Origin of the sequence: Burkholderia sp. SIMBA_051 (assembly GCF_046534915.1) — a bacterium.
GTDB classification, from domain to species: Bacteria; Pseudomonadota; Gammaproteobacteria; order Burkholderiales; family Burkholderiaceae; genus Burkholderia; species Burkholderia ambifaria.
This window is the reverse complement of record NZ_JAWRXS010000009.1, coordinates 318888-341217: the sequence shown is the minus strand read 5'-3', so window position 1 is coordinate 341217 and position 22330 is coordinate 318888. Positions and strand designations below refer to the sequence as shown.

Genomic DNA, 22330 nt, shown 5'->3' with positions numbered 1-22330 from the left:
ATCCTTATGCGTAGTGGTGGACGGGAACGTCGGCGCGCGCGGGCACCGCGCGGCCGTCTTCGGTGAAGAGGTGACAGGCCGCGGCCGGCGCCTGCGCGTGCACGCGCTCGCCGATGCGCAGCGGCGCGTCGCCGGGCACCTTCGCGATCAGCGGCGTGCCGCCGGGCTGGTCGAGGTGCACGTAGGTCTGCTCGCCGAGGCGTTCGACGAGCGCGACGTCGCGCGCGAGCGTCGTCGCGTCGTGCGCGGCGCCGAGCGTCAGGTGTTCGGGGCGGATGCCGAGCGTGACGGTCGCGCCCGGCGCGAGCGCGGCGCCGTCGCGCGGCAGCGTGAAGGTTTCGCCGGACGGCACGACGGTGACGGTCGTGTGTCGCGCGTCGCAGGCGGTGACGACGGCCGGCAGGAAGTTCATCCGCGGCGAGCCGATGAAGCCGGCGACGAAGCGGCTGGCGGGATGGTGATAGAGGTCGAGCGGCGCGCCGATCTGCGCGATGCTGCCGTGCTGCGCGGTGTCGGCGCCGGCGTGCAGCAGCACGATCTTGTCGGCGAGCGTCATCGCTTCGGTCTGGTCGTGCGTCACGTAGACGACGCTCGCGCGTTCGAACTGCCGGTGCAGCTTCGCGATTTCGATGCGCGTCTGGCCGCGCAGCGCCGCGTCGAGATTCGACAGCGGTTCGTCGAACAGGAACACGCCGGGCTCGCGCACGATCGCGCGGCCGATCGCGACGCGCTGCCGCTGGCCGCCGGACAGCGCCTTCGGCTTGCGCTCGAGCAGCGTATCGAGCTGCAGGATTCGCGCGGCGTCGCGCACCTTCCGGTCGATCTCGGCCTTCGGCACGCGCGCGAGCTTCAGCCCGAACGCCATGTTCTCGTAGACCGTCATGTGCGGAAACAGCGCGTAGCTCTGGAACACCATCGCGACGCCGCGCTCGGCGGCCGGCACGTCGTCGACGCGGCGGCCGTCGATCGACAGCTCGCCGTCGCTCAGGTCCTCGAGGCCCGCGATCATCCGCAGCAGGGTCGACTTGCCGCAGCCGGACGGCCCGAGGAACACGCAGAACTCGTGCGCGCCGATCTCCAGATCGACGTCGCGAATGACCGGCGCGTGCTCGCCATAGGCTTTCTGCACGCGCCGCATCGAGATGCTCGCCATTGTCTCCGCTCCATGTTCTAATGCGCTTTCATCAGTGCTTAAGCGCTTAATCATCGCGATCAAAAAAAGAGCCGATAGCGATCGCGGCCGAGTCGCGCCCGTCGGTCGGGCGGCAGGGTGTGCGGCGATAGTGCGCCGCTTCGGTGAGCGAAGCAAATACTGGATCAACGTCTCATATAGTGAGCAAGTCATGGCGACACTCGATGAAGTGGCCCGCCGCGCCGGCGTGACGGCCGCGACGGTCTCGAACGTGCTGCGCAACCGCGGCCGGGTTGGCGAAGCCACCCGCGCGCGCGTGCTCGAAGCCGTGCAGGCGCTCGGGTACCGGCCGCATCTCGCGGCGCGGGCACTCGCGGAAGGGCGCGCGCCGACGGTCGCGCTGATGGTATCGAGCATCGCGAACCCGTTCTATCCGGAGTTCGCGCTCGCGGTCGAGCGCGCGGTGCGTCGCAACGGGCAGTTCCTGATCGTCTGCAATACGAACGAAGACCCATTGCAGGGCAGAGCGTATCTCGACCAGATCGCCGGCACGATTTCCGAAGGCATTCTCGTGACCAACGCGAACCTGCACTTGCCGGATCTGGCCGACGTCGCGCGGCGCGGCGTGCCGGTCGTGCTGTGTCTGTGGGAGCGGCCCGATGCGCCGCCCGAAGGGTTGCCGTGCGTGGCGGTGGATTTCCGCGAAGCCGGGCGGATCGCGACGCGGCATCTGCTCGAACTCGGGCACCGGACGATCGGCGTGATCGTCGGCGGGTCGGCGAGCGGCGTGCAGGCGGCGCGCTATGACGGCTTCGTCGACGTGATGCGCGAAGCGGGGCTCGACGCGTCGATCGTCGCGGCCGGGCCCGATTCCGATTCGATCGAAGGCGGCGTGCGCGCGGCGGGCCGGCTGCTCGACGCGCATCCCGGGCTGACCGCGCTGGTCGCGACCAACGACCTGCCCGCGATCGGCGCGCTGCACGCGGCGGCCGATCGCGGCCGGCGCGTGCCCGACGACCTGTCGATCGTCGGCATTACCGATATTCATCTGGCGAGCGACACGCGTCCCACGTTGACGACGGTTGCGATCCCGACCGCCGAGGCCGCCGGGCTCGCGGTCGAACTGCTCAACGCGCTGCGCGAGGCGGGCGGTCGGATCGACGATGCGTCGCGCGTGCGGATCGCGTCGTTGCCGCGGTTGGTGGTGCGTGGCACGACGGCGGAGGTGTCGGGGCGACGCTTTATGTAGCGAGGGTCGACGCGCACCTTGCCGCAACGGGCGGACATGCCCGGGTGGCTTTCCGCGCACCGCACGCACGGTTTGCGTCCGGCGCGCGATGCCCGTCGACCAGCCGTTCTAGAACGAGTACGCGAGCGACGCGAACAGGCTGCGCGGCGCGCCCGGCGTGACCCACAGGCTGTTGTACGAACTGACGTAGTACGTGCGATTGAACAGGTTGTTCAGCACGACCGACGCGCGCAGATGCTTGTTGACCTGCACGTAGCCGTTGAGCTGCACGGTCGCGTAAGCGGGCAGGTCGAAGCCGTCCTGCGTGTTCGCGGTATTGCCCGCGCGGCGCCCGACGTAGATCACGCCCGCGCCCGCGCCGGCCTTGTCGACGAGCGGCAGCGCGGTTTCGTACATCAGCAGCGCGCTCCCGCTCAGCCGCGGAATGTCGACGAGGCGTGCGCCCGGCGTCAGCACGTTGTCGTGCGTGACCTGCGCATCGACGTACGCGAGGTTGACGATGCCGCGCACGCCGTGGCCGAGTTCGCCGTTCCATTCGAATTCGACGCCGCGGCTGCGTACTTCGCCGGCCGCACGCGAGAACCCGGCATTCGCCGGATCGGCGCTCAGCACGTTGCGCTTGTTCACGTAGAACGCGGCGACGGTCGCGAGCCAGCGCGTGCCGGCCCATTTCACGCCGGCTTCATAGCCGTGTCCCTTCTCCGGATCGAACGCGCGGCCGTTGACGTCGGCGCCGTTGTTCGGCCGGAACGAATACGCGGTGTTCGCGTAGAGCGACAGCGCGGGGCTGGCCTCGTACACGATGCCGAGCCGCGGGCTCAGCGCCGTTTGCAGCTGGCTCGTCGTCACGCCCTTCAGGCGGTTCTCGACCGACTGGTGAAAGCGGTCCCAGCGCAGCCCGGCGAGCACTTTCCAGTGCGGCCCGAACGCGAGCGTGTCCTGCGCGTACAGGCCCTGGCCGTCGTCGCGCTCGAGCAGGTTCGTCGCGGTGCGCGGCACGGGCGCCGGCTGGCCGTAGACCGGATCGAAGATGTCGATCGCATACGGCGCCGCGGCCGTCGGCGTCGAGCGCGACACGAACTGGTCGTAGTTGAAGCGATACGCGTCGACGCCCATCACGAACGTGTGGCCGATGCCGGCCGTGCGGCCCTTGCCGGCCACCTCGACGCGGCCTTGCACGTCGTTCGAGTGAAACGCGACCTGCCGGTAGCGGCGCCATAGCGTACGCCCGTCCGGCTGTAGCGCGAACGCTTCGGACGAGCGGCCGGACAGGTCGGTGTCGCGCTGCGCGAAGCCGGCGTTGACCGACCAGTCGGCATTGAAGCGATGCTCGAGCGTGAACTGGTGGCCCGAATTGCGCACGTCGTAGTCGCCGTCGCGCGGCTCGCCCATGAACCTCGACGCCGGCACCACGCCGAGCTGCCCGTTGACCGCGACCACGCCGCGATCGAGCGGCGCGCGCTGCCGGGCGGTCTCGAATTCGTAGTGGAGCGTCGTGTCCGCGCCGATGTCCCACGTGAATGACGGCGCGAACAGGTAGCGCTTGCTCGACACGGTATCGCGGAAGCTGCCGTTGTCCTCGTTCATCGCGATGAAGCGGTACGCGAGCGACTTCGTGACGGGGCCGGTCGAATCGAGCGTCTCGCGCAGCGCGCCGTAGCTGCCGGCCGACACGCCGATCGTGTTCGCGCGCGCGAACTGCGGCTGCTTCGTCGTGTAGCTGATGAGCCCGCCGGGGTCGCCGCGGCCGTATAGCGCGGACGCGGGCCCCTTGAGGACTTCCATGCGTTCGAGCGTGGCGGTGTCGCGCGGCACGCTGATGCCGCGATTCCACGAGAAGCCGTTGACGAGGTAGTCGGTGCCGGACGTGTTGCCGTCGCCGGCAAAGCCGCGCACCGCGTAGTTGTCCCACAGCCCGCCGAAGTTGTTTTGGCGCGCGACGCCGGCGACCCAGTCGTACAGGTCTTCGCCGCGTGTGGCGGCGACTGTCTGGATCAGCTTCTTGTCGACGCTGCTGACCGCGAACGGAATCTCCATCACGTCCGTCTCGGTGCGCGTCGCGCTCGTCGATTCGGGTGCGCGAAACGGCGCCGTCGTGCGCTGCCCGGAGACTTCGATCGCGGGCAGCGACAGTTCCTGAGCCTCGGCGGCGCTCAGGCCGGCCGTGCCGACGACGATGGCCATCGGTGCGGCCGCCCAGTTCTTCCTGCTCATACCCCGTCCTTCAGAGATTGGTCCGCGTTCGGGCACCGCGGGCCGTCTCACGTCGGCATCCGTGTTCCAAACAGTTCATTTGCGCGCCGAAATCTAATGCAAATGAGATCTATTTGCAATCGTAAGTTGACCTTGTTGCATTGCGGGGAGAGGGAGCGGGAGAACGAAGAGCTGCCGGGTTGTGTTCGGAGGCCCGCCGGGCGAACTATCGGGTCGTGGGGGCACGCTGCGCCTGCGACCGCTGGATATGCACGGGAGTGAGCGTTTCCAGCCGGCGAGGCCGATCGGATGGCTTGCCGCGTGATGGTGGCCGGAAACGCGCGAGACCGCGCTTGGCCGCCGGCCGGCCTCAGTCGCCTTCGACGAGCCGCATCACGATGCGCCGGACCGAGTCCAGATGCGCGACGGTCATCGCGCGGGCGCCGCGAGCATTGCGTTCGCGGCATGCTTGCAGAATTTCTTCGTGCTCGACCTGGAACGACGGCGTATCTGCGAGCAGCGTGGCCTGCAGGCGCTCGTACCGTTCGACCTGGCTGCGCAGTTCCGCGATCGCCTTCAACTGGCGCGCGTTGCCGCAGCATGAATACAGCAGCACATGGAATTCACGGTTCAACTCGCCTTGGCGGCGCGCCACGCTCGATTCGCCGAGCAAGCGATGCACGAGTTCGGCGCGCGCCAGCGTTTCGTCGTCGAGCCGCTTCACGCTCCGGTAGATGGCGTCGCCTTCGAGCAGCACGCGCATGTCGTAGATTTCCTGCACGTCGGACGCGCCGAGCATCCGCACGATCGCGCCGCGATTGCGGAAAATGTCCAGCAGCCCTTCGCGCTCCAGGCGCTGGATCGCCTCGCGCATCGGAATCCGGCTGATCCCGAAGTGCTCGGCGAGGTCGCGCTCGACGAGCCGCTCGCCGGCCTGCAACTCGCCGTTGATGATCATTTCCCGCAGCGATGCGGCCACGGCGTCCGCCGTGGAATCGAGTCTGGCTTCCATCCCTTGAGTCCTCATTTTGGAATAATGGTATACCAAATGGCATCGCGGTGACACAATGGCGGCCTCACATCCGATTGCAGAGGAGAGCGAGATGGCGCATGGCGAACACAAGTACCGCGTGGCAGTCGAGTGGACCGGCAACCGGGGAACCGGCACGTCGGGGTACCGCGAATACGGCCGCGATCATGTAATCAGCGCCGGCTCGAAGCCGGACATTCCGGGCTCGTCGGACGCGGCGTTTCGCGGCGATGCGGCGCGCTGGAATCCGGAGGATCTGCTGCTCGCGTCGGCATCGGCGTGCCACAAGCTGTGGTATCTGCATCTTTGCTCGGAAGCCGGCATCCGCGTGCTCGCGTATGTCGACGACGCCGAAGGGACGATGCTCGACAGCCCCGAGCACGGGCGCTTCACCGAAATCGTGCTGCACCCGCGCGTGACGATCCGCGCGGGCGACGATCGCGAGCTGGCCGAGCGGCTGCATCACGATGCGCATGCGAAGTGCTATATCGCGAACTCCGTGAACTTCCCGATCCGGTGCGAGCCGGTGATCGAATTCGCGACGGCGTGACTTACAACGCGACCCCGTAAACCTCCCGCGCGGCCGCGCGGATCGCGTCGGCCATCACCGCGACGGCCGGCGAATGCAGCCGGTCGGTGCGCGTGATGATCCCGAAATCGTCCATCCGGCAATCCATCTCCAGCGGCAGCACCGACACGATGCCATGTCGCGCGTAGTACAGCGCGACGTCCTCCGCGAGCACCGCGATCATGTCGCTCTGCTCGATCAACTGCGTGATGAACAGCAGCGCGGCCGTCTCGACGACGTTCGCGGGCGGCGCGAGGCTCGCGCGCTGGAACACGAGCTCGAAGCGGTGGCGCAGCACGCTGCCGGCCGGCGGCATGACCCACGCGGCACGCTGCACGTCGGCGAGCGACAGCGGCGCCTGCGCCAGCAGCGGATGGCCGGGCCGCACGACCGCCGCGACCGGCTCGCCGGTCAGCGGCTCGTAGCGCAGGTGCAGCTTGTCGTGTTCGGCCGACAACCGGCCGAGCACGATGTCGAGCTTGTCCTGCGCGAGGTGTTCGAGCAGCACATTGCTCGTGTCGATCGCGACGGACACGCGCACGTTCGCATGCGTGCCCTTCACCGCGGCGACGGCCGGCGGCACCAGCCGCAACCCCGGCGACGTGATCGCGCCCACCGCCACATGCCCGAGATGGCCGGCCTTCAGCGCGGCCAGCTCCTCGCGCGCCTGGTCGAGGCTGCCGAGCGCCGCGCGCGCGTGGCGGATCAGCGCGTCGCCATACAGCGTCGGCCGCATCCCGCGCGGCAGGCGCTCGAACAGCACCGCGCCGATCGATTCCTCGAGCTCGCGCAGCAGCTTCGACGCGGCCGGCTGCGTCATGTTCAGCGCGGCCGCCGCGCGGTGAATGCTGCCTTCGTCGGCGAGCGCGACGACCAGCAGGAGCTGGCGCGTCTTCAGGCGGCTGCGGTTTCCCCACGGGCTGGCTTCGAGCATGGTACGGGTTTATATCGATATCGGAATCGATATCGTAATCGCCTAAAACGTCATTAGCGAGTTATCAAAATTCTGCCTAGACTGCGCCGGTATCCCGTCACCACAGGACTGACGATGTCGGCAACAAAACCCAGGCTGCGCTCCACCCAATGGTTCGGCACGAACGACAAGAACGGCTTCATGTACCGAAGCTGGATGAAGAACCAGGGCATCCCCGATCATGAGTTCGACGGTCGGCCGATCATCGGCATCTGCAACACGTGGTCCGAGCTGACGCCGTGCAATGCGCACTTCCGCAAGCTCGCCGAGCACGTGAAGCGCGGGATCTTCGAGGCGGGCGGGTTTCCGGTCGAGTTCCCGGTGTTCTCGAACGGTGAATCGAACCTGCGGCCGTCGGCGATGCTCACGCGCAACCTGGCGTCGATGGACGTCGAGGAAGCGATCCGCGGCAATCCGATCGACGCGGTCGTGCTGCTCGCCGGCTGCGACAAGACGACCCCCGCGCTGCTGATGGGCGCGGCGAGCTGCGACGTGCCGGCGATCGTCGTGTCGGGCGGCCCGATGCTGAACGGCAAGCTCGAAGGCAAGAACATCGGCTCGGGCACCGCCGTGTGGCAACTGCACGAATCGCTGAAGGCGGGCGAGATCGACCTGCATCACTTCCTGTCGGCCGAAGCCGGCATGTCGCGCTCGGCCGGCACCTGCAACACGATGGGCACCGCGTCGACGATGGCGTGCATGGCCGAGGCGCTCGGCGTGGCGCTGCCGCACAACGCGGCGATTCCGGCCGTCGATTCGCGCCGCTACGTGCTCGCGCACATGTCCGGCATCCGGATCGTCGAGATGGCGCTCGAAGGGCTCGTGCTGTCGAAGGTGCTGACGCGCGCGGCGTTCGAGAACGCGATCCGCGCGAACGCGGCGATCGGCGGCTCGACCAACGCGGTGATCCACCTGAAGGCGATCGCGGGCCGCATCGGCGTGCCGCTCGAGCTCGAGGACTGGATGCGCATCGGCCGCGACACGCCGACGATCGTCGACCTGATGCCGTCCGGGCGCTTCCTGATGGAGGAGTTCTATTACGCGGGCGGCCTGCCGGCCGTGCTGCGCCGGCTCGGCGAAGGCGGGCTGCTGCCGCACCCCGACGCGCTGACCGTCAACGGCAAGTCGCTGTGGGACAACGTGCGCGAAGCGCCGAACTACGACGACGAGGTGATCCGCCCGCTCGACCGGCCGCTGATCGCCGACGGCGGGATCTGCATCCTGCGCGGCAATCTCGCGCCGCGCGGCGCGGTGCTGAAGCCGTCGGCGGCGAGCCCCGAGCTGTTGAAGCATCGCGGCCGCGCGGTGGTGTTCGAGAATCTCGAGCACTACAAGGCGACGATCAACGACGAAGCGCTCGACGTCGATGCGAGTTCGGTGATGGTGCTGAAGAACTGCGGGCCGCGCGGTTATCCGGGGATGGCCGAGGTCGGCAACATGGGGCTGCCGCCGAAGCTGCTGCGCCAGGGCGTGAAGGACATGGTGCGGATCTCGGACGCGCGGATGAGCGGCACCGCGTACGGCACGGTGGTGCTGCACGTCGCGCCGGAAGCGGCCGCGGGCGGGCCGCTGGCCGCCGTGCGCAACGGCGACTGGATCGAGCTCGACTGCGAGGCCGGCACGCTGCACCTGGACATTCCGGACGACGAACTGCAGCGCCGCCTGTCGGACGTCGATCCGACAGCGGCGCCGGGCGTGGCCGCGCAGCTTGGCAAGGGCGGCTACGCGCGGCTGTATATCGATCACGTGCTGCAGGCCGACGAGGGGTGCGACCTCGACTTCCTGGTCGGCATGCGCGGCGCGGACGTGCCGAGCCATTCGCATTGAGCGACAAACGGATCGCGGCGGGGCCTGAGGGAAGCAGGGTGAAGTGCCGGCTGTGGCAGGGCGCTTAACCGGGCCGCCGTAAAGGATGGGATGTACGCAAGCGCTGAAGCGCCAGCGTACGTCGACCGCGAAGCATGGGGCCCCCACAAGCGCTAAAGCGCCAACGTGGGCTACCGCGAAGCATGGGGCCCCCGTAAGCGCTAAAGCGCTAACGGGGGCCGACAGGAGACAAGATGACGACGCAGTACACGCCCGCGCACGCCGTGGCGGGACAGTCCGATTCGCCGGCAGCCGTCGACGAACGGCAACTGACCCGCCTGCTCACGCGCAAGCTGGTGCCGTTCCTCGCGCTGATCTACGTGGTCGCCTACGTCGACCGCACGGTCGTCGGCTTCGCGAAGCTGCACATGAACGCGGCGATCGGCCTCGGCGACGCCGCCTACGGGCTCGGCGCCGGACTGTTCTTCATCGGCTACTTCCTGTGCGAAGTGCCGAGCAACCTCGCGCTCGGACGCTTCGGCGCACGCGTGTGGTTCGCGCGCATCCTCGCGACGTGGGGCGTGATCACGATCGCGATGGCGCTCGTGCAGGGGCCGGCCAGTTTCTACGTGCTGCGCTTCCTGCTCGGCGCGGCCGAAGCCGGCCTCTATCCCGGCATCCTCTACTTCCTCACGCAATGGTTCCCGATGCGCGGCCGTGCGCGCGTGATCGGCCTGCTCGTGCTCGCGCAGCCGCTCGCCGGCATCGTGACGGGCCCGCTCGCCGGGTGGCTGCTGTCGACGCACGGCTGGTTCGGGCTGTCGGACTGGCAGACGTTGTTCGTCGTCAGCGGCTTGCCGGCCGTGCTGCTCGCCTGGCCTACGCTGCGGTTGTTGCCCGAGTCGCCCGCGCATGCGCGCTGGCTGAACGACGACCAACGCCGCTGGATCTCGCGGCAGCTCGCCGCCGACCGCGACACGTATCGACCGGCTTCGCACGGCAATCCGCTCGCCGCATTGCGCGACCGCCGCGTGCTGCTGCTCGCCGCGCTGTTCCTGCCGTTTCCGCTGTGCATCTATGGGCTGTCGCTCTGGCTGCCGACGATCATCCACGCATTCGGCGCCGGCGATGCGGCGACCGGGCTGCTGTCCGCGGTGCCGTATCTGTTCGCGGTGGTCGGCCTGCTCGTCGTGCCGCGCCATTCGGACCGCAAGCGCGAGCGCTACTGGCACATCGTCGTCGTGTCGGCGGCCGCCGCCGTGACGATGGCCGCGAGCGCATGGGTGCGCCAGCCCGCGCTGCAGTTCGCGTTCATCTGCCTCACCGCGTTCTCGCTCTATTCGATCCAGGCCGTCGTGTGGGCGCTGCCCGGCGAATTCCTGACCGGCACGAGTGCTGCGGTCGGCATCGCCGCGATCAATTCGCTCGCGAATCTCGGCGGCTACTTCGGGCCGTACGGCATCGGCCTGATCAAGGCATCGACCGGCAGTCTCGCGGCCGGCCTGTACTTTCTCGCGGCGACGCTGTTGTTCGCGGTGCTGATGACGTTCGTGGTCCGGGCCGCGCTGCGCGCGCCCGAGCCGGCCGCGGGCGCATTGGCCCGCGAATCCTGAACGCCTTGTTTTTCCGGCTGAACGCCGATTCGACCGACGCAGGACCCGAACCATGACATCGAGCAGCACACCGCGCTATCGCGGCATCTTCCCCGTCGTCCCGACGATGTTTTCCGAGACCGGCGAGCTCGACCTCGCGAGCCAGAAGCGCGCGGTCGATTTCATGATCGATGCGGGCTCGGACGGGCTGTGCATCCTCGCGAACTTCTCCGAGCAATTCGCGATCACCGACGACGAACGCGACGTGCTCACGCGCACGATCCTCGAGCACGTCGCCGGCCGTGTGCCGGTGATCGTCACGACGTCGCACTACAGCACGCAGGTGTGCGCGGCGCGCAGCCTGCGCGCGCAGCAGCTCGGCGCGGCGATGGTGATGACGATGCCGCCGTATCACGGCGCGACGTTCCGCGTGCCCGAAGCGCAGATCGTCGACTTCTTTGCGCGCGTGTCGGATGCGATCGACATCCCGATCATGATCCAGGATGCGCCTGCGAGCGGCACCGCGCTGTCCGCGCCGTTGCTTGCGCGGATGGCGCGCGAGATCGAGCAGGTCGCGTACTTCAAGATCGAGACGCCCGGCGCCGCGAACAAGCTGCGCGAGCTGATCCGGCTCGGCGGCGACGCGATCGAAGGGCCGTGGGACGGCGAGGAGGCGATCACGCTGCTCGCCGACCTGCATGCCGGCGCGACCGGCGCGATGACGGGCGGCGCGTATCCGGACGGCATCCGGCCGATCCTCGAAGCGTGGCGCGAAGGGCGGCAGGACGATGCGTACGCACGCTACCAGGCGTGGCTGCCGCTGATCAATCACGAGAACCGCCAGTCCGGCATTCTCACCGCGAAGGCGCTGATGCGCGAAGGCGGTGTGATCGCGTGCGAGCGGCCGCGGCATCCGATGCCGGAACTGCATCCGGACACGCGCGCGGAGCTGCTCGCGATCGCGCGCCGGCTCGATCCGCTCGTGCTGCGCTGGGCGCACTGACCGAGTAGCGAAGGAGGAACGCAGATGAGCAAGGAGATTTCGCTGGGCGTGATCGGGATCGGCAAGATCGCGCGTGACCAGCATTTGCCGGCGATCGCCGCCGAACCGGGCTTCGCGCTGACCGCGTGCGCGAGCCGTCACGCGGAAGTCAGCGGCGTGCGCAATTATCCGGAGCTCGGTGCGCTGCTGGCCGCCGAGCCCGAACTCGAAGCGGTGTCGCTGTGCGCGCCGCCGCAGGTGCGCTACGCGCAGGCACGCGCGGCGCTCGAAGCCGGCAAGCACGTAATGCTCGAGAAACCGCCGGGCGCGACGCTGGGCGAAGTGGCCGCGCTGGACGCGCTCGCGCGCGAACGCGGCCTCACGCTGTTCGCGACCTGGCATTCGCGCTGCGCGAGCGCGGTGGAACCGGCGCGCGCGTGGCTCGCGACGCGTACGATCCGCGCGGTGCAGGTGCGCTGGAAGGAAGACGTGCGGCGCTGGCATCCGGGGCAGCAATGGATCTGGGAGCCGGGCGGCCTCGGCGTGTTCGATCCCGGCATCAACGCGCTGTCGATCGTCACGCGGATCCTGCCGCGCGAGCTCGTGCTGCGCGAAGCGACGCTCTACGTGCCGAGCGACGTGCAGACGCCGATCGCGGCCGAACTCGATTGCGCCGATACGGAAGGCGTGCCCGTGCACGCGGAATTCGACTGGCGGCACGGCCCCGTCGAGCAATGGGAGATCGCGGTCGACACGTCGGACGGCGTGCTCGCGATCAGCCGCGGCGGCGCGCAACTGTCGATCGCCGGCGAGCCGGTCGAGATCGGCCCGCAGCGCGAGTATCCGGCGCTGTATGCTCACTTCCGCGCGCTGATCGCGCGCGGCGAAAGCGACGTCGACGTACGGCCGTTGCGGCTCGTCGCCGACGCATTTTTGTTCGGGCGGCGCGTCGGGACCGACGCGTTCGGCCGCTGAAAACGTGCCGGCGCGCCTCATCGCGAGCGCGACCGTGTACGACGGATGTTGAAGACCCAAGCCAATACAAGGAGACACCGCATGAACCGCACGACTCGCCGACACACCCTGCGCGCACTGTTGGCCGCGCTTTGCCTCGCGCCGCTCGGGATGCAGGGCGCCGCGCACGCCGACGCGCCGCTGAAGATCGGCTTCCTGGTGAAGATGCCCGAGCAGGCATGGTTCATCAACGAGCAGAACGCGGCCGCCTCGCTCGGCCAGAAGGAGAACTTCTCGGTCGTGAAGATCGGCACGCCGGACGGCGAGAAGGTGCTCGCCGCGATCGACAACCTCGGCTCGCAAGGCGCGCAGGGCTTCGTGATCTGCGCGCCCGACGTGCGCCTCGGGCCGGCGATCGCCGCGCGCGCGAAGCGCTACAACATGAAGTTCGTGACCGTCGACGACCAGCTCGTCGACTCGACCGGCAAGCCGCTGTCGAACGTGCCGCATCTCGGGATGTCGGCGATCAAGATCGGCAACCAGGTCGGCCAGGCGATCGCCGACGAGATGAAGCGCCGCGGCTGGAAGCCGGAGGAAGTCGGCGCGCTGCGCATCACCAACTACGAGCTGCCGACCGCGAAGCTGCGCACCGACGGCGCGACGCAGGCGTTGCTCGCGAACGGCTTCCGCAAGGAGAACATCTTCGACGCGCCGCAGAAGACGACCGACGACGAAGGCGGCTTCAGCGCCGCGGCGCCCGTGCTCGCGCGCCATCCGAACGTGAAGAAGTGGGTGGTCTACGCGCTGAACGAGGAAACCGTGCTCGGCGCGGTGCGCGCGACCGAACAGCTGCACATCCCGGCGGCCGACGTGATCGGCGTCGGCATCAACGGCGCGGGCGAGGCGTTCGCCGAATTCCAGAAGAAGGAGCCGACCGGCTTCTACGGGACGATCGCGGTCAGCTCGACGAACCACGGCAAGGACAGCACGCAGAACCTCGTCGACTGGATCCGCAACGGCAAGACGCCGCCGGCCGACACGCAGACGAGCGGCAAGCTGATGACGCGCGCGAACTGGCAGGCCGTGCGCACCGAGCTCGGCATCTGAGCGTGCGAGGCGACGACGCGATGACGATGCAGACGATGACGGCCGTGTCCGGCAACGACGACGCGGCCACGCACGGCGCCGCCGCGCCGCCCGGCGGCGCGCTGCTCTCGCTCGACGGGATCACGGTGACGTTCCCGGGCGTGCGCGCGCTCGATGGCGTGTCGCTGTCGGTGCGCGCGGGCGAAGTGCACGGGCTGATGGGCGAGAACGGCGCGGGCAAGTCGACGCTGTTGAAGGTGCTGTCCGGCGTGAACCAGCCGCAGGCCGGCACGCTGACGCTGAACGGCACGGTGCAGCGCTTCGCGTCGACGCGTGCCGCGCTCGAGGCCGGCATCGCGATCATCTACCAGGAGCTGCATCTGGTGCCGGAGCTGACGGTCGCGGAGAACCTGATGCTCGGGCAGTTGCCGAGCCGGCTCGGCGTGGTCGACGAGCGCGCGCTCGCGGTGCGTGCGCTCGATGCGCTGGAGCGCCTCGGCGAGCACATCGATCCGGACATCCCGGTGAAGTATCTGTCGATCGGCCAGCGCCAGATGATCGAGATCGGCAAGGCGCTGATGCGCGACGCGCGCGTGATCGCGTTCGACGAGCCGACGAGTTCGCTGTCCGCGCGCGAGACGACGCAGCTGTTCCGCATCATCCGCTCGCTGCGCGCGGAAGGGCGCGCGATCATCTACGTCACGCACCGGATGGAGGAAGTCGACGCGCTGTGCGACCGCGTGACGGTGTTCCGCGACGGCCGCCGGATCGAGACGTTCGAATCGGTCGCCGACCTCGATCGCGACGAGCTGATCGGCTGCATGGTCGGCCGCTCGATCGAGGATGTGTACGGCTACCGGTCGCGCGCGGCCGGCGACGTGATGATCGAGGCGAAGGGGCTGACCGGGCCCGGCTTGTCCGAGCCGGTGTCGTTCGCCGCGCGCCGCGGCGAGATCGTCGGCTTCTTCGGGCTCGTCGGCGCGGGCCGCTCGGAACTGATGAAGCTGCTGTACGGCGCGACGCGCCCGAGCGGCGGCCACGTCGAGCTGGGCGGCAAGCGCGTCGCGTTTTCGAGCCCGCGCCACGCGGTGCGCGCCGGCATCGCGCTGTGCCCGGAGGATCGCAAGCAGGAAGGCATCGTCGCGATCGCGTCGGTGGCCGACAACCTGAACATCAGCGCGCGCCGTCATTTCAGCCCGGCACGCGTGCTGCTCGACGCGCGGCGCGAACGCGACCTCGCGCAACGCTACATCGAGCGGCTCGCGATCAAGACCCCCGACGGCGACACGCCGATCGGCGCGCTGTCGGGCGGCAACCAGCAGAAGGTCGTGCTCGCGCGCTGGCTGGCCGAGCGCATCGACGTGTTCCTGATGGACGAACCGACGCGCGGCATCGACGTCGGCGCGCGTGCGGAAATCTACAACCTGTTCTACGAACTCGCGGAAGCGGGCCGCACGGTGATCCTCGTGTCGAGCGACCTGGCCGAGGTGATCGGCGTGTCGGACCGGATCATCGTGATGAAGGAAGGACGGATCGCGGGCGAAGTCGCGAAGGCGCAGGCGACGCCCGACGCGCTGATCAAGCTCGCGCTGCCGCGTTAGCGCCGTGCAGTCAACCGGAAAGCAACTGAACTGATATGAGCCAGGCAATGCAACCCCAACGTACTTCCCCGTCCCCGGATGCCACGGCCGCGCCCGCGCGAGCGCGCGGCGGCGTGTGGCAACTGATCAACCGCTCCGGCATCGTGATGGTGTTTCTCGTGCTGTTCGCGACGCTGTCGCTGACCGTGCCGGACTTCCTCACGCCGCGCAACATCCAGGGCCTCTTGCTGTCGGTCACGCTGATCGGTTCGATCGCGGTGACGATGATGTTCGTGCTCGCGCTCGGCGAAGTCGACCTGTCGGTCGCGTCGATCGTCGCGTTCTCGGGCGTCGTCGCGTCGACGCTGATCACCGCGACGCACAGCGTGGTGTTCGGCACCATGGCCGGCATCCTCGCGGGCGGCGCGGTCGGGCTCGTGAACGGCGTGCTGATCGCGCGCTGGCGGATCAATTCGCTGATCGTCACGCTCGCGATGATGGAAGTCGTGCGCGGGCTAGCGTTCATCACGTCGAACGGCGACGCGGTGATGATCTCCGAGGAACGCTTCTTCGAGCTCGGCGCCGGCTCGTTCCTCGGCATCTCGTATCCGATCTGGAGCAACATCATCGGCTTCGTCGTGTTCGGCTTCCTGCTGCGCAAGACGGTGTTCGGCAAGAACGTGCTGGCCGTCGGCGGCAACTGCGAGGCCGCGCTGCTCGCGGGGCTGCCGGTGATGCGCATCAAGATCGCGGTGTTCGTGCTGCAGGGGCTCGTGACCGGCTTCGCCGGCGTGATGCTCGCGTCGCGGATGAGCCTCGGCGACCCGAAGACGTCGGTCGGCCTCGAGCTCGGCGTGATCTCCGCGTGCGTGCTCGGCGGCGTGTCGCTGACGGGCGGCGTCGCGACGATCTCCGGCGTGCTGGTCGGCGTGCTGATCATGGGCTCCGTGCAGGACGCGATGAGCCTGTTGAACGTGCCGACCTTTTACCAATATCTGATACGCGGCGGAATTCTGTTGCTCGCGGTGCTGTTCGACCAGTATCGTCGCAACCAGCGGCGCGCGATGAAGATCTGACGAATGCGTGGCTGCCTGCGCATGTAACAAGTATCGGGAGACGGAATGCAACAGATTGATCCGGCCGCGTCGGCGACGCGGCTGGCGGACACCCGCAACACGCTCGGCGAAGGCGCGACGTGGTGCGACAAGACGCACGCGCTGTATTGGGTGGATATCGAAGGCGCGCAACTGTGGCGCTGCCGCGCGGACGGTTCGGACCTCACGCAGTGGCCGATGCCCGAACGGCTTGCGTGCTTCGCGCTGACGCACGATCCGGACGTGCTGCTCGTCGGGCTCGCGACGCATCTCGCGTTCTTCGATCTGCGCAGCGGTGCGTTCACGCGGATCGTCGACGTCGAGCCCGATCTGCCGACGCGGCTGAACGACGGGCGCTGCGATCCGTCCGGCGCGTTCGTGTTCGGGATGAAGGACGAGGGCGGCGACCCGCCGCGCGCGGTCGGCGGGTTTTACCGGCTCAATGCCGACCTCACGCTCGAACGGCTCGCGTTGCCGCCGGCCGCGATCGCGAACAGCATCGCGTTCTCGCCGGACGGCTCGAAGATGTACTTCTGCGATTCGCTCGTGCGTGAAATCCTCGTGTGCGATTACGGCCGCGCGGGTGTGGCCGGCGTGCGGCCGTTCGTGCGGCTGACCGATGCGGACGGCGACCCGGACGGCTCGACGATGGACCGCGACGGCGGCCTGTGGAACGCGCAGTGGGGCGGCCGGCGGGTGGTGCGCTACGCCGCGGACGGCGTCGAGACGGAACGCATCGCGGTGCCGACCGCGCAGCCGAGCTGCGTGACGCTCGATGGCGAAGGCCGGTTGTACGTGACGAGTGCGCGCGTCGGGTTGAGCGACGACGCGCTGGCGAGCGACGCCGATGCCGGCGGCGTGTTCGTCGCGCAGACGCGCCATGCGGGGCTGCCGACCGCGCGCTTCATGGGCGCGCCGCGCGGCTGATCGCGTATTGGATCCCGTTCATGGGATGCCGCTGACGCAGCGGGCTTCGCTGACACGTTCGCGGCCTGCCGTGCATGCATGAGCGCGCGGCGGCTGTCTGACTTGCTGGACCACCCCTTTCACCGCCTCGACGTGCTGGTAAGATGGCCCGCAATTCCATCCCGCCCGCACCATGAGTTCCGCACCGACCAAGCCCGCGTCCCCGAAGAACACCGCGAAGAACGCCGCCCGCGCGACGGGCGACAAGCCGAAGGCGCGCGCGCCGCAGCGCCTGACCTACGTGATCGGCGGTCTCGACCGGCTGCTGCGCCGGCACATGACCGACGCGCTCGCACCGCTTGGCATCACGCTCGCGCAATACACGGCGCTGTCGGTGCTGGAGGCGCGCGGCGCATCGTCGAATGCGCAACTGGCCGAGCGCTCATGGATCACGCCGCAATCGGCGAACGAGGTGATGAGCGTGATGGCCGCCCGCGGTTTCGTCACCCGCGAAGCCGACCCGTCGCACGGCCGCATCATCCTGCTGACGCTGACGGACGCAGGCGCGGCGATGCTGCGTGAATGCGAAACCGTGCTGCGCCCGCTCGAGACGCGCATGCTCGGCAACATCTCCGCCGACGACGCCGCGCACGTGCAGCGCGCGCTCGAACTGTTCTCGCGCAACCTGCGCGGCTGACCGACCCCTTTTCGGCCCCTTTTCGAACCTTCACGGCGCGGGCCGCGCGGCCCGCGTTCGCGTTGCCGGTCGCCTGACCGTTCCCCGATTCCGTCGCTTCCCCCGCTTTGCGCTCCGGGTTTACACCGGCGCTCATGCCGCTTGCAATATCAGGTAGCCTGATATTAAATGAAGCCGTCCGCAGCAGAAATGCTGCGCACCGAATCGCACAGGAACGAACGACAGGAACAGAACATGAGCAAGTACGACAACCGCTGGCAGACCGTTGAAGTGAACGTGGAGGCCGGCATCGCGTGGGTGACGCTGAACCGTCCGGACAAGCGCAATGCGATGAGCCCGACGCTGAACCGGGAAATGCTGCAGGTACTCGACGCGATCGAGTTCGACGACGACGCGAAGGTGCTGGTGCTGACCGGCGCGGGCAGCGCATGGACGGCCGGCATGGATCTGAAGGAATATTTCCGCGAGATCGACGGCGGCTCCGACGCGCTGCAGGAAAAGGTGCGGCGCGACGCGTCGGAATGGCAGTGGCGCCGTCTGCGGATGTACAACAAGCCGACGATCGCGATGGTGAACGGCTGGTGCTTCGGCGGCGGGTTCTCGCCGCTCGTCGCGTGCGACCTCGCGATCGCGGCGGACGAAGCGGTGTTCGGGCTGTCGGAGATCAACTGGGGCATCCCGCCGGGCAACCTCGTCAGCAAGGCGATGGCCGACACCGTCGGGCATCGCCGCGCGCTGCACTACATCATGACCGGCGACACGTTCACCGGCGTCGAAGCGGCGGAAATGGGCCTCGTGAACAGCAGCGTGCCGCTGGCCGGGCTGCGCGACGCGACGATCGCGCTCGCCGCACGGCTGATGGACAAGAACCCGGTCGTGCTGCGCGCGGCGAAGCATGGCTTCAAGCGTTCGCGCGAACTCACGTGGGAGCAGTGCGAGGATTATCTGTATGCGAAGCTCGACCAGGCGCAGTTGCGCGACCCGGAGCGCGGCCGCGAGCAGGGGCTGAAGCAGTTCCTCGACGACAAGGCGATCAAGCCGGGCCTGCAGGCATACAAGCGCTGATATCACCGCCGACGCAACCGCAAGAGACAGCAAGGCAGGAGACGACATGACCGACAGACGGATGCTGATCGGGGGCGAGTGGTGCACCGCCCGCGACGGGCGAACCTTCGACCGATTCAACCCCGCGACGGGCGCGCTTGCGTCGCGCGCGCCGGCGGCCGGCCCGGCCGACGCCGACGCGGCGATCGACGCCGCGCACCGCGCGTTCCCCGCCTGGGCGGCGCTCGCGCCGACGGAGCGGCGCCACCGGCTGCTGAAGGCGGCCGACCTGATGGACGCGCGCATCGACGAATTCATCGCGACCGGCGTCGCCGAAACTGGCGCGACGCCTGGCTGGCTCGGCTTCAACGTGACGCTCGCGGCGAACATGCTGCGCGAGGCCGCGTCGATGACCACCCAGATCGACGGCGACGTGATCCCGTCCGACGTGCCCGGCAATCTCGCGCTCGCGATGCGCGTGCCGTGCGGCGTGGTGCTCGGCATCGCGCCGTGGAATGCACCGGTGATCCTCGGCACGCGCGCGCTGGCGATGCCGCTTGCGTGCGGCAACACGGTCGTGCTGAAGGCGTCCGAAGCGTGCCCGGGCGTGCACGCGCTGATCGGCGCGGTGCTGGACGACGCCGGGCTCGGCGCGGGCGTCGTCAATGTGATCACGCACGCGGCGGCCGATGCGCCGGAACTCGTCGAGCGGCTGATCGCGCATCCGCACGTGAAGCGGATCAACTTCACCGGGTCGACGCACGTCGGGCGCATCATCGCGCGCCATGCGGCCGCGTACCTGAAACCCGTGCTGCTCGAACTCGGCGGCAAGGCGCCGGTGCTCGTGCTCGACGATGCGGATGTCGACGCAGCCGTCGACGCGATCGCATTCGGCGCGTTCTTCAACCAGGGCCAGATCTGCATGTCGACGGAGCGCGTGATTGTCGCGCGGCCGATCGCCGATGCGCTCGTCGAACGGCTGGCCGGGAAGGCGCGCACGCTGGTCGCCGGCGATCCGCTGGCCGGCCATCCGCTCGGCACGATGGTCGATGCGGCGGCGGCCGCGCGCGCGGCGTCGCTCGTCGAGGATGCCCGTGCGCACGGCGCGCGCTTGCCGCTCGGCTGCCGGATCGACGGCGCGACGATGCAGCCGGCGATCGTCGACGGCGTCACGCGCGACATGCGGCTCTATCGCGAGGAATCGTTCGCGCCGGTGGTCGCGATCCTGCGCGCGGATAGCGACGACGAAGCGGTCGCGCTCGCGAACGACAGCGAGTTCGGGTTGTCGGCAAGCGTGTTCAGCCGCGATATCGCACGGGCGATGACGCTCGCGCGACGGATCGAGTCGGGGATCTGCCACATCAACGGGCCGACCGTGCACGACGAGGCGCAGATGCCGTTCGGCGGCACCAAGGCGAGCGGTTACGGCCGCTTCGGCAGCCGTGCGTCGATCGCCGAATTCACCGAGCTGCGCTGGATCACCGTGCAGACCACGCCGCGTCACTACCCGATATGAGCGAGCCGACGATGAATGTAGCGACGCCCGCGAGCGGGCAGGTGAGCGACACGGGCGGCGTGCGCTATCGCGCGGCGGCCGTCGCCGTCGGCGCGGCCGAGATTCGCCGCGCGGAAAACGGCACGTGGTATCTGCGTTCGCGCGAACCGCTCGGCGACTACCCGACGCGCCTGACCGACTGCCTCGTGCGCGGCGCGCAAGCGCACCCCGACCGCGTGCTGGCCGCGCGGCGCGGCGCCGATGGCCGCTGGATCGAGATCACCTACGCGCAGATGCTCGAGCGCGCACGCGCGCTCGGCCAGGGCCTCGTCGATCTCGGGCTGTCGGCCGAGCGTCCGCTCGCGGTGCTGTCCGGCAACGATCTCGAGCATCTGCAACTGATGTTCGCGGCGATGCTGGCCGGCGTGCCGTATGCGCCGATCTCGCCCGCGTATTCGCTCGTGTCGACCGACTACGGCAAGCTGCGCCACACGCTCGGCGTGCTGCGCCCGGGTGCGGTCTTCGTCGCCGAACGCGCGCCGTTCACGCGTGCGCTCGACGCCACGTTGCCGGCCGATGCGGCGCTGATCGTCGCACGCGACGACGACGCCGGCGCGCACGGAAAGGGCCGCGCGGTGCCGCTCTCGCGCTTGCTTGCGACGGCACCGCGCACGATCGACGCGATCCACGCGGCGATCGGCCCCGATCATCTCGCGAAGATCCTGTTCACGTCCGGTTCGACGAAGCAGCCGAAGGCGGTGCCGACCACGCACCGGATGCTGTGCAGCAACCAGCAGATGCTGCGCCAGACGATGCCCGAGCTCACGCGCGAGCCGCCGGTGCTGGTCGACTGGCTGCCGTGGAATCACACGTTCGGCGGCAGTCACAACCTCGGCATCGCGCTGTACAACGGCGGCACGCTGTACATCGACGACGGCCGCCCGATGCCGGGCCGCTTCGACGAAACCGTGCGCAACCTGCGCGAGATCGCGCCGACGATCTACTTCAACGTGCCGAAGGGCTGGGAAGAATTGACCGTCGCGCTCGAACGCGATGCCGCGCTGCGCGACACGTTCTTCTCGCGCGTGAAGCTGTATTTCTTCGGCGGTGCGGGGCTGTCGCAGGCCGCGTGGGACCGGCTCGACCGCGTGACCTACGCGCATTGCGGCGAGCGCATCCGGATCATGGCCGGCCTCGGGATGACGGAGGCGTCGCCGTCGTGCCTGTTCACGACGGGGCCGCTGATGCGCGCCGGCTATATCGGGCTGCCCGCGCCGGGCTGCGACGCGAAGCTGGTGCCGTGCGGCGGCAAGCTCGAGCTGCGTTTCAAGGGGCCGAACGTGATGCGCGGCTACTGGCACGCGGACGTCGATCCACGCGACGTGTTCGACGACGAAGGGTATTACCGCAGCGGCGACGCGGGCGTCTTCGCCGATCCGCAGCGGCCGGAACTCGGGCTGCAGTTCGACGGGCGGCTGACCGAGGACTTCAAGCTGAGCAGCGGCACCTTCGTCAGCGTCGGGCCGTTGCGCGCGAACGCGGTGTCGAGCGGCGCGCCGTACGTGCAGGACGTGGTCGTCACCGGAATCAATCGCGACGACATCGGGCTGCTCGTGTTTCCGCGCGTCGACGCGTGCCGCGCGCTGGCGGGGCTCCCCGCCGACGCGCCGGTGTCCGACGTGCTGCGCGCGCCGGCCGTGCGCGCGGCGTTCACGACGTGGCTTGCCGCGCTGAACCGGCATGCCAGCGGCGGTTCGACGTTCGTCGCACGCATCCGGCTGATCGACACGCCGCCGTCGCTCGATCTCGGCGAAGTGACCGACAAGGGTTCGCTGAACCAGGCGGCCGTGCAGCAGCATCGCGCGGCGACGATCGACGCGCTGTACGACCCGGCGCGGCGTGATCCCGACGTGATTTACGCGTAGGCGGCACGAGCAGGCATTAGCAGG

Annotated in this window: 18 protein-coding genes; 14 read left to right on the top strand and 4 right to left on the bottom strand. The window is 68.9% G+C overall.

The features are described from left to right. Window positions 1–4: 4 nt before the first annotated feature. Window positions 5–1153, bottom strand: coding sequence for an ABC transporter ATP-binding protein (locus tag SB771_RS23565; protein WP_175659936.1), 1149 nt, complete (start codon window positions 1151–1153; stop codon window positions 5–7). A 190-nt stretch (window positions 1154–1343) separates the two neighbouring features. Between SB771_RS23565 and SB771_RS23560 the strand changes: the two genes are divergently transcribed. Next, a complete protein-coding gene (locus SB771_RS23560; protein ID WP_126226274.1) occupies window positions 1344–2381 on the top strand; it encodes a LacI family DNA-binding transcriptional regulator in 1038 nt (345 codons plus the stop codon). A gap of 108 nt (window positions 2382–2489) precedes the next feature. Here SB771_RS23560 and SB771_RS23555 read toward each other — a convergent pair whose 3' ends face one another. Further along, entirely contained in the window at window positions 2490–4595 is a 2106-nt protein-coding gene (locus SB771_RS23555) for a TonB-dependent siderophore receptor (RefSeq protein ID WP_175659937.1), read from the bottom strand. Window positions 4596–4944: 349 nt separating this feature from the next. Continuing rightward, window positions 4945–5586 (bottom strand): GntR family transcriptional regulator, encoded by a 642-nt coding sequence (locus SB771_RS23550; RefSeq protein WP_175659938.1) that lies wholly within the window; start codon window positions 5584–5586, stop codon window positions 4945–4947. A gap of 91 nt (window positions 5587–5677) precedes the next feature. Here SB771_RS23550 and SB771_RS23545 point away from each other — a divergent pair, with 91 nt between their 5' ends. Continuing rightward, a complete protein-coding gene (locus tag SB771_RS23545; RefSeq protein ID WP_105832547.1) occupies window positions 5678–6154 on the top strand; it encodes an OsmC family protein in 477 nt (158 codons plus the stop codon). Window position 6155: 1 nt separating this feature from the next. On the opposite strand, the gene SB771_RS23540 is transcribed toward SB771_RS23545, so the two are convergent. Further along, window positions 6156–7106, bottom strand: coding sequence for a LysR substrate-binding domain-containing protein (locus tag SB771_RS23540; protein WP_126226271.1), 951 nt, complete (start codon window positions 7104–7106; stop codon window positions 6156–6158). Window positions 7107–7220: 114 nt separating this feature from the next. On the opposite strand from SB771_RS23540, the gene SB771_RS23535 reads away from it, so the two are divergent. From SB771_RS23535 to SB771_RS23480, 12 genes are all read left to right on the top strand, one after another. Then, window positions 7221–8972 carry an IlvD/Edd family dehydratase gene (locus tag SB771_RS23535; RefSeq protein ID WP_011659865.1) on the top strand — a complete coding sequence of 584 codons (1752 nt, stop codon included), beginning with the start codon at window positions 7221–7223 and terminating at the stop codon, window positions 8970–8972. A 233-nt stretch (window positions 8973–9205) separates the two neighbouring features. After that, on the top strand, window positions 9206–10564 hold the full coding sequence (locus tag SB771_RS23530; protein WP_175659939.1) for an MFS transporter: 1359 nt from the start codon (window positions 9206–9208) through the stop codon (window positions 10562–10564). A gap of 52 nt (window positions 10565–10616) precedes the next feature. Next, entirely contained in the window at window positions 10617–11546 is a 930-nt protein-coding gene (locus SB771_RS23525; protein ID WP_175659940.1) for a dihydrodipicolinate synthase family protein, read from the top strand. A 24-nt stretch (window positions 11547–11570) separates the two neighbouring features. Next, on the top strand, window positions 11571–12500 hold the full coding sequence (locus SB771_RS23520; protein ID WP_105832552.1) for a Gfo/Idh/MocA family protein: 930 nt from the start codon (window positions 11571–11573) through the stop codon (window positions 12498–12500). 81 nt (window positions 12501–12581) lie between these two features. Continuing rightward, complete coding sequence (locus tag SB771_RS23515) at window positions 12582–13586, top strand: arabinose ABC transporter substrate-binding protein (protein WP_011659861.1); 1005 nt, start codon at window positions 12582–12584, stop codon at window positions 13584–13586. A gap of 20 nt (window positions 13587–13606) precedes the next feature. Continuing rightward, complete coding sequence (gene araG, locus SB771_RS23510; protein WP_175659941.1) at window positions 13607–15166, top strand: L-arabinose ABC transporter ATP-binding protein AraG; 1560 nt, start codon at window positions 13607–13609, stop codon at window positions 15164–15166. 35 nt (window positions 15167–15201) lie between these two features. Beyond that, window positions 15202–16221, top strand: a complete 1020-nt coding sequence (araH, locus tag SB771_RS23505) for an L-arabinose ABC transporter permease AraH (protein ID WP_175659942.1) — start codon at window positions 15202–15204, stop codon at window positions 16219–16221. Between the two features lie 45 nt (window positions 16222–16266). After that, on the top strand, window positions 16267–17166 hold the full coding sequence (locus tag SB771_RS23500; RefSeq protein ID WP_175659943.1) for an SMP-30/gluconolactonase/LRE family protein: 900 nt from the start codon (window positions 16267–16269) through the stop codon (window positions 17164–17166). A 172-nt stretch (window positions 17167–17338) separates the two neighbouring features. Then, window positions 17339–17842 carry a MarR family winged helix-turn-helix transcriptional regulator gene (locus SB771_RS23495; protein ID WP_175659944.1) on the top strand — a complete coding sequence of 168 codons (504 nt, stop codon included), beginning with the start codon at window positions 17339–17341 and terminating at the stop codon, window positions 17840–17842. A 234-nt stretch (window positions 17843–18076) separates the two neighbouring features. Next, window positions 18077–18907, top strand: coding sequence for a p-hydroxycinnamoyl CoA hydratase/lyase (locus SB771_RS23490; protein ID WP_175659945.1), 831 nt, complete (start codon window positions 18077–18079; stop codon window positions 18905–18907). A 46-nt stretch (window positions 18908–18953) separates the two neighbouring features. Further along, on the top strand, window positions 18954–20402 hold the full coding sequence (locus tag SB771_RS23485) for an aldehyde dehydrogenase (RefSeq protein ID WP_175659946.1): 1449 nt from the start codon (window positions 18954–18956) through the stop codon (window positions 20400–20402). Continuing rightward, window positions 20399–22306 (top strand): feruloyl-CoA synthase, encoded by a 1908-nt coding sequence (locus SB771_RS23480; RefSeq protein WP_175659947.1) that lies wholly within the window; start codon window positions 20399–20401, stop codon window positions 22304–22306. Before SB771_RS23485 ends, SB771_RS23480 begins: the two co-directional genes overlap by 4 nt. Window positions 22307–22330 lie beyond the last annotated feature (24 nt).